Raw genomic sequence first — 9,026 nt, forward strand, 5'->3', positions numbered from 1 at the left:
GCGGCTCACCTCACGTGGCGCGCCGGTCCCGGGCCTCCGGCGACCGGCTCGCCGAGGTGTTCCCGTCGCCGTGCGCCGCAGCCGGGGCCGGCAGGTCCCGCAGGCCGCGCAGGGCGGAGCCGAGCAGCGGGAGGTTCACGACGAGCAGGGCGGCGGCGACGAGCCACATGGTCGCCCGGGAACCCAGGAAGGTGTTCACCGTGCCGCCGATGACCGCACCGAGCGGAATGGTGCTGAAGTTCAGCACCAGCGTGGTCGCGGTGACGCGGCCGATGAGCCCGGCGGGACAGTAGGCCTGCCGGAAGCTGACGATGATGACGTTGCAGGCCACGACGCCCGCGAGGAGCACGGTGGACCCGATGACGAACAACGCGAGCCGGGGGCCCGGCTCGGTCAGGGGGATGAGCAGGGCGAAGGGGGCCGCGACGAACTGGATGCGCAGCAGCGCGCGGGCGCTCCCGAAGCGGCGCGCGAGGCCCCGGGCGGCGAGCCCGCCCGCCACCCCGCCCAGACCGCCGAAGGAGATCAGGACCCCGACGAGTCCGGGCTCGGCGCCCACCGCGCGGACCAGGAAGACGACTTGGACGGCCTGGTAGGAGGCCAGCGCCAGGTTCAGCGCCGCACCGAAGACGGTGATGAGGCGGACGTACGGGTCGTGCGCGACGAACCGGAGTCCGTCGTGGATCTCCTGCCGCAGCCGGCGACGGCGCGGGGCGGGGCGTCGCTCGGTCGCCTTGATACGCAGCAGGCACACCGAGGAGACCAGGAAGGACAGCACGTCCAGGAGCAGGCCCGGCGCACTGCCCACCGCCTGCGCGACCACACCGCCGAGACCGGGCCCCGCCACCCGCGCGGCCTGGTCACCCACCTGCAACTTCGCGTTTCCCTCCAGGAGTTCGTCCGCGCCGACCAGGGAGGGCAGGTACGTGGAGTACGCGGTGGAGAAGAACACGGACGCGGCGCCCGTCAGGAGCGCCACCACGAGGAGGTGAACGATGTCGAGGACGCCGAGCCACCAGGCGACCGGCACCGCGGCGAACAGCGTGGCGGACACCGCGTTGCACACCAGCATCACCGGCCGGCACGGGAGCCGGTCCACCCACGCCCCCGCGGGCAGCCCGACGAGCAGCCACGGCAGCCAGGGCGCGGCGGTCAGCAGGCCGACCAGGAAGGGCGACGCGTCCAGTGTGCTGACGGCCACCAGCGGCAGCAGGACCGACGTGACGCTCGTGCCGAGCTTGCTCGTCGTCTCGCCGATCAGCAGCATGCGGAAGTCGGGGCGGGCCAGCAGCCCCCAGAACGTCCGCGCCGGACCGGCCGCCGGTGCCGCCGGCCGCGACGGTTCCTCCCGGTCGTCCGGGGCCCCGGGGTCTCTCATCGCTCGACGGGCCTTTCGCCAGGTCGTGCCGTGCCGCGGAACGGCCCGGAACCACGCGGGGAGCCGCCGGGGACGGCCGGCGCCCAGGCGGGCGCGACGGCGGCACATGTTAGCAACTTCACATTCCAACTAGCGGCGTTCTGCAAGGTCATACCTGCCGCTTAGGGTCACGGACGGGGGCCGCCGAGTGGCCGACCGCAGCGGAACCACAGAGAACCGGAAGCAGCCGACCGTCCCGACGCCGCGACCGCGAACCGACCTTCGACACGCGGCGAGCGGGGCCGCGAACCTCTCAGCTTTCGCGCTTCAGTTCAAGGAGCCTTTGTGGACAGTGGCGAAAACGATCTCCTGACGCGCTTCGCCGAGACGGCGTCCCGCCACCCGGACCGCGTCGCGCTGACCACCCCCTCGGACACGCTCGACTTCCGCGCGGTCCGCGACCGCGCGGCGCGGCTCGCGGCGGCCCTGCGCGCCCGCGCCGTGGGCCCCGGCAGCACGGTCGGCCTCTGCCTGCCCCGGTGCGCGGACCTGGTCCCCGCGATGCTGGCCGTGTGGCAGGTGGGCGCGGCCTACGTGCCGCTCGATCCCGCCCACCCCGGCGAGCGGCTGCGCTTCCTGGCCCGGGACGCCGGAGCCCGCCTGGTCCTCACCAGCGGCGGCGCGACCCACGCATTCCCCGCGCCCCTGGTCCCGGTGGACCTCGCCGCCCTGCGCCCCGGCCCCCTCGGCCGCCGCTCCGACGCGGCCCCGGCGCCCGCGACGGCCGTCCCCGCGCTGAGCCCGGCGTACGTCGTGCACACCTCGGGCACCACGGGCCGCCCCAAGGGAGTCGTCGTCACCCGCGGCAACGCCGCCCACCTGATGCGCGCCCTGGAGCGGTCCGGCGTCTACCCGCCGGAGCCCGCCCGCGTGGTGTGGAACGCCGGGCTCGGTTTCGACGCCTCGGTCCAGCAGTGGACCAGGATCTGCCGCGGCGACACCTTGATCCTGCCCACCGACCAACTGCGCCACGAACCGGCCCTGTTCGCCGCGTTCCTCCGCGCCGAACGCGCCACCGACCTCGACGCGACCCCCTCGCACTGGGAGGTGCTGCGCCCGTACCTGGCGGAAGAGCCCGCAGCCACCGGCCCGCTGCGCCTCTTCCTCGGCGGCGAACCGGTGCCCGCGGGGATGTGGACGGACCTGGCGGACCTCACCGACCGGGGCCTGGTGAGCGCCGTCAACCTGTACGGCCCCACCGAGTGCACCGTCGACTCGACCGCCGCCCGGATCACGGGCCGCGCCCCGACGATCGGCCCGCCGCTGCCGGGCGTGCGCGCGCACGTCCTCGACCCCGCGCTGCGCCCCGTGCCGGAGGACGGCACCGGCGAGCTCTACCTCTCCGGCGAGGGCGTGGCACAGGGCTATGCCGGGCGCGCCGGGGCGACCGCCGAGCGGTTCGTCGCGGACCCCTTCGGCCCGCCCGGGGCCCGGATGTACCGCACCGGTGACGTGGTGCGCCGCCTGCCCGGCGGACACCTCGCCCATCTCGGCCGCTCGGACGACCAGGTGAAGGTGCGCGGCCACCGCGTCGAGCCGGCCGAGATCGAAGCGGTCCTGTCCGAGCACCCGGGCGTGCACCGCGCCGTCGTCGTCGTACGGGAGGACGCGCCCGGCGACCGACGGCTCGTCGCCTACGCCACGACGGCCCCCGGCGCGGGCGCCGTCGAGCCCGCGGCGCTCCTCGCCCACTGCGCGGCCCGGCTGCCCGCCCCCGTCGTCCCCTCCGCCGTCGTCCTGGTCGACGCCTTCCCGCTGACACCGAACGGCAAGACCGACCGGTCGGCGCTGCCCGCGCCCACGCCCCGGGGAGCCGGGCCCGGACGCGCCCCCGCGTCGGCCGCCGAGGAACTGCTGTGCGGCCTCTTCGCCGACGTGCTGGGCCTGCCCCACGTCCACGCCGACACCGACTTCTTCGCCGCGGGCGGCCACTCGCTGCTCGCCATGCGGCTCGTGGGCCGCGTCCGTGCGGGCCTCGGCGCGGAGCTGACGGTCCGTGACGTCTTCGAGTCCCCGACGCCGACGGGCCTCGCCCACCGGATCGGCGTCCGGCGGTCGACCCGGCCCGTGCTCGGCCGCCGCCCCCGCCCGGCGCGGCTGCCGCTCTCGGCGGCCCAGCGGCGGCTGTGGTTCCTCGACCGGCTGGACGGCCCGAACCCCACCTACAACGAGCACGTGGCGTTCCGGTTCACCGGGCACCTCGACACGCGGGCGCTGCGCTCGGCCGTCACGGACGTCGTCACCCGCCACGAGGCGCTGCGCACGGTCTTCCCCGACCTCGACGGCGAACCCCACCAGCACATCCTCGCCCCCGGCGCGGACCGCCCCGCCGTCCCGCTGCGGGCGGTGACCGAGGAAGAGCTGGCCGACGCGCTGCGCGAGGAGGTCCGCGCCCCCTTCGACCTGGCGTCCGAACCGCCCTTCCGCGCCGTCCTGTTCGCACCCGCCCCGAACACCCACGTCCTGCTCCTGGTGATGCACCACATCACCAGCGACGGCTGGTCCCTGCGGCCCCTGGCGCGCGACCTCGCCGTGGCCTACCGGGCGCGCCGGACCGGCGAGGAGCCCGACTGGCCCGAACTGCCCGTCCAGTACGCCGACTACACCCAGTGGCAGGACGAGCTCCTGGGCCGCCCCGGCGACCCGGACGGCCTGCTCGACGAGCAACTCGCGTACTGGACCAAGACGCTCGACGGGATGCCCGAGCACCTCAGCCTGCCCGTGGACGGCCCGCGCCCGGCCGGGTCCGGGCACGCGGGCGCGACCGAGACCTTCACCTGTGACGCACCACTGCACCGCGGCCTCGTGGACCTGGCCCGCGCGCACGGCTGCACGCTGTTCATGGTGGTGCACGCGGCGCTCGCCGCCCTCCTGACGCGTCTGGGGGCCGGCGAGGACATTCCCGTCGGCGCGGTGACGGCGGGCCGCGGCGACCCGGCCCTCGACGACCTGGTCGGCTTCTTCGCCAACACCCTGGTCCTGCGCACCGACACCTCGGGCGACCCGGCCTTCCGCCACCTCCTCGCACGGGTCAGGGACACCGACCTCGCCGCCGCCGAACACCAGGACCTCCCCTTCGACCGCCTCGTGGAGGCCCTCAACCCGGCCCGCGTCGCCGGACGCCAGCCGCTCTTCCAGGTCCTGCTGGCCTTCCAGAACGCCGAGGGCGCCGTGTGGGACTTCGGCGACGCCGACATGCGGCCGGAGCCCGTCGCGGCCGGCACCGCCAAGTTCGACCTCGCCCTGTCGGTCACCGAACTGCTCGCGGCCGACGGCACCCCCGCGGGCCTGCGCGGAACCCTCGAATACGCCACCGGCCTCTTCGGCCCGCGCAGCGCGGCCGACCTGCTGGCCCGGCTGCGCCGCGTCCTGGAGACGGCCGTCGCCGACCCGGACCTGCCCCTCGGCGACTTCGACGTCTCGACCGCCCGGGACGCCCGCCTGCTGGCCGAGCGCAACGACACGGCGAGCACCGCGCCCGCCCCCACGCTGCTCGACCTGTTCGAGGAGCGCGCCGACCGGGACCCGGCCACGCCCGCCGTGCTGTTCCGGGCCGACCAGCTCTCCTACGGGCAGGTCGAGGCCCGCGCCAACCGCCTGGCCCGCCTCCTGCTGGAACGCGGCATCGGCGCGGGCGCGGTGGTGGCCTCCGCCGTGCCCCGGTCGACGGACCTCGTCGTCGCCGTCCTCGCCGTCATGAAGACGGGCGCCGCCTACCTTCCGGTCGACCCGGACTACCCCGTCGAACGCATCGCCCACGTCCTCGGCGACGCCGGCCCCGCCCTCCTGCTGACCTGCGCGGACACCGCCCTGCCGGCCGAGGTGACGCACGGGCTGCCCCACCTGCGCCTCGACGCGCCGGAGACCGTCGCCGCGCTGCGCGCCTGCCCGTCCGCGCGGCCCACGGACCACGAGCGCGGGCCCCTCCCCACCGGGCGACCCGCGTACGTGATCTACACGTCGGGGTCCACCGGCCGCCCCAAGGGCGTCGTCGTCGCGCACTCCGGGCTCGCCACCATGGCCGCCCACCAGATCGACTCCCTCGGCCTGCGGCCGTCCGACCGGGTGCTGCAGTTCGCCTCGCCGAGCTTCGACGCCTTCTTCTGGGAACTGTCCATGGCGCTGTCCGCGGGCGCCGCCCTCGTCCTCGCACCCGCCCCCCAGCTCCTGCCGGGCCCGGGCCTCCAGAAGCTCGTCGAGGACCACGGCATCACCCACCTCACCCTGCCGCCCGCCGTCCTGAGCGTCCTGTCGCCCGACGCGCTGCGCGGCGTCCACACGCTGATCGCCGCCGGAGAAGCGCTGGGCACCGAGCAGGTGCGCCGCTGGGCCCCCGGCCGGACCCTGATCAACGGCTACGGTCCGACCGAGACCACGGTGTGCGCCAGCATGAGCGCACCCCTGACACCGCACGGCCGCACGGCACCGATCGGCCGCCCGATCCGCGACACCCGCATCCACGTCCTCGACGCACGGCTGCGGCCCGCGCCCACGGGCGTCGGCGGCGAGCTGTACGTGGCGGGCGCGGGCCTGGCGCACGGCTACCTCAACCGGCCGGGCACCACCGCCGAACGGTTCGTCGCGGACCCCTTCGGCCCGCCCGGCACCCGGATGTACCGCACCGGCGACCTGGCCCGCTGGAACGCCGAGGGCGAACTGGAATTCCTGGGGCGCGCCGACGACCAGGTCAAGGTGCGCGGCCACCGCATCGAGCTGGGCGAGATCGAGGCGGTGCTCGCCGGACATCCCGGGGTCGCGGACGTCGCGGTGACGGTGCGCCAGGACGACCAGGGGGACCGCAGGATCGTCGCCTACGTCGTACCGGACGACGCGGCCGCCGCACCGGGGTCCGCAGAGGACGAGACGTCGCCGGACGCCTCGGTCGCCGCCTGGCGGCAGCTGCACGACGCGGTGCCCGGCCAGGACGAAGAGGCCGTGTTCGGCGAGGACTTCACCGGATGGCGCAGCGGCTACGACGGCACCGCGATCCCGCTGGACGAGATGCGGCACTGGCGTCGCGAGACGGTCCGGTCCATCGCCGCGCTCGCCCCGCGCCGAATCCTCGAACTGGGCGTCGGCAGCGGCTTGCTGCTCGCCGAGCTGGCTCCCGGTACCGAGGCGTACTGGGGCCTCGACCACTCCCCGGAGGTCATCGGGAAACTGCGCCGGCACGTGGCCGCGCGCCCCGGCCTGGCCGGCCGCGTCGACCTGCGCACCCAGTCGGCCGACGACTTCACCGGCATCCCGGACGGCCACTTCGACGTCGTGGTCCTCAACTCGGTGGCCCAGTACTTCCCCGGCGGGGACTACCTCACCCGCGTCCTGCGGCGCGCCGCCCGGGCCCTGGCGCCCGGCGGCTCCCTCTTCGTGGGCGACGTGCGGAACCTGCGCCTGCTGCGGTGCTTCCACTCCGCCGCCGCCCTGCGCCGCACCGGAGCCGAGCCCGGCAGCCCCGCCCACGCGCGCGCCACCGGGCTGGGCCTGGCCAGGGAGCAGGAGCTCCTGGTCGACCCGGCGTTCTTCCCGGCACTGGTCGCGGCGTCCGACCGGTTCACGTCCTGCGACATCAGACTGAAGCGCGGCGCATACGCCAACGAACTGAGCCGCTACCGCTACGACGTGGTGCTCCGCACGACGCCCGCCCCGGACACGGCGCCGCCGGTCCACCCGCTTCGCTGGGGCACCGAGGTGCGGTCGCTCGACGACGTACGCAAATACGCGGACCCCCGCGAACATCCCCGCAGGCACCCCGCGGACCGGACACCGGTCACCACGCTCGTCACGGGGATCCCCAACACCCGCCTGGCACACGACCTGGCCACCCTGGGCACGGCGCCGCCCGATGGGCTCGACCCCGAGGAACTCGCCAGTGCGGCGGAGGAGTCCGGGTGCGCGGTCGTGCTGCGCTGGTCCGAGACGGGCGGCCCCACGTGCTTCGACGCGGTGCTCGTGCCCCGGGCCACCGATCCCGCGACGGTCCGCGCGCACGTCCTCCCGCCCGGCACGGTCCCCCCGGCCGACCGCGCCGGGCCCGCCACCGACGACGAGGACAAGCACGTCAACATCCCCTTCGTGACACCGCGGGACGCCCGCCTGAAGCAGTCGGTCACCCGGCGCGCCGAGGCCTTCCTGCCCGCTGTCATGGTGCCCTCGGCGGTCGTCGTCCTGGACGGCTTCCCCCGGACGCCGAACGGCAAGCTCGACCGCGCCGCCCTGCCCGCACCCGACGTGGCGGTCAGCGCGGGCAGCCGCGCGCCGCGCACCCCGCGGGAAGAGGCGCTGTGCCGGATGTACGCGGAGCTCCTCGGCGTCGACGAAGTGGGCATCGACGACAGCTTCTTCGACCTCGGCGGCCACTCCCTGCTCGTGACGCGGCTGATCAGCCGTATCCGGGTGGAGTTCGGGATCGAGGTGCCGATCACCGCGGTCTTCGACGCACCGAGCGTGGCCGCGCTCACCGAGCGGCTGCCCGGCGCGCGCAAGGCCCGGCCCGCGCTGCGCAGAATGCGCCCCAAGGACTGACCCGACCGGCCCAGCGGCCCACGAACCACGAGGGTGATCAATGGACTTCAGTCTCTTCTACTTCGCGGACGACAGCACACCCGACGGCGACGGCGGACGGTACGAACTGCTCCTCGAAGGAGCCCGCTTCGCCGACCGGCACGGCTTCACCGCCGTGTGGACCCCCGAGCGCCACTTCCACGCCTTCGGCGGGCTCTACCCCAACCCCGCGGTCGTCGGCGCGGCCCTGGCCGCGGCCACGGAACGCATCGGGATCAGGGCCGGCAGCGTGGTGTCACCGCTGCACCACCCGGTACGGATCGCCGAGGAGTGGTCGGTCGTCGACAACCTCTCGGGCGGCCGCGTCGGTGTCTCCTTCGCGTCCGGCTGGCACCCCGTCGACTTCGCGCTGAGCCAAGTGCCCTACGACGACCGCAAGCGCACCATGATCGAGAACATCGGCCAGGTGCGGCAACTGTGGCGCGGCGAGGCCCTCGACGTGGTGGACGGCACCGGCCTGACCACGCCGGTGCGCGTCTTCCCGCCCCCCGTGCAGCCCGAGCTGCCCGTCTGGATCACCAGCGCGGGTGACGCCGGCACGTTCCGCGCGGCGGCCACCGCCCGGGCCGGGGTGCTGACCCATCTGCTGCACCAGGACGTCGCCGAACTCGCCGACAAGATCACCGAGTACCGGCGGTGCGCACGGGAGGCCCACGACGGCTGGGACGGCCACGTCACGCTGATGCTGCACACCTTCCTCGCCGACAGCCGGGACGAGGCCCGCGACATCGTGCGCGGGCCGCTGCAGGAGTACCTCAAGAGCTCGATCGAACTCATCACCCGGTCGTTCCGCGAGGCCGACCCCGACTTCGACGTCGACGACCTCGACGAGGAGGACATCGACTTCATCGTGTCGCGGTCCTTCGACACGTACTTCGACGAACGCGGGCTGTTCGGCACCGTGCCGGAGGCCTCCGCGACGGTCGCGCGCCTGCGGGACATCGGGGTGGACGAGATCGCCTGCCTGATCGACTTCGGTGTCGACACGAAGACCGTACTGGCCGGGTTGCGCCAGGTGAACGCGCTGCGAGAAGCGTCGGAATAGGGC

At 74.8% G+C, this 9,026-nt stretch carries 3 protein-coding genes; 2 read left to right on the forward strand and 1 reads right to left on the reverse strand.

The features are described from left to right. Nucleotides 1–10: 10 nt before the first annotated feature. Nucleotides 11–1,378: an MFS transporter gene (locus ACFYXE_RS21420; RefSeq protein ID WP_389314575.1), complete on the reverse strand. Its 1,368-nt coding sequence runs from the start codon at nucleotides 1,376–1,378 to the stop codon at nucleotides 11–13. 324 nt (nucleotides 1,379–1,702) lie between these two features. Between ACFYXE_RS21420 and ACFYXE_RS21425 the strand changes: the two genes are divergently transcribed. Together ACFYXE_RS21425 and ACFYXE_RS21430 are read left to right on the forward strand one after the other, a co-directional pair. Next, nucleotides 1,703–7,939, forward strand: a complete 6,237-nt coding sequence (locus tag ACFYXE_RS21425) for an amino acid adenylation domain-containing protein (RefSeq protein WP_389314577.1) — start codon at nucleotides 1,703–1,705, stop codon at nucleotides 7,937–7,939. A gap of 40 nt (nucleotides 7,940–7,979) precedes the next feature. After that, on the forward strand, nucleotides 7,980–9,023 hold the full coding sequence (locus tag ACFYXE_RS21430) for a MupA/Atu3671 family FMN-dependent luciferase-like monooxygenase (protein WP_389314579.1): 1,044 nt from the start codon (nucleotides 7,980–7,982) through the stop codon (nucleotides 9,021–9,023). Nucleotides 9,024–9,026: the final 3 nt, after the last annotated feature.

This window comes from Streptomyces sp. NPDC002564, assembly GCF_042889645.1.
Lineage (GTDB): Bacteria > Actinomycetota > Actinomycetes > Streptomycetales > Streptomycetaceae > Streptomyces.

Coding starts and splice junctions, on each gene's coding strand:
- ACFYXE_RS21420 (WP_389314575.1), bottom strand. CDS start 1,378: ATGAGAGACCCCGGGGCCCCGGACGACCGGGAGGAACCGTCGCGGCCG.
- ACFYXE_RS21430 (WP_389314579.1), top strand. CDS start 7,980: ATGGACTTCAGTCTCTTCTACTTCGCGGACGACAGCACACCCGACGGC.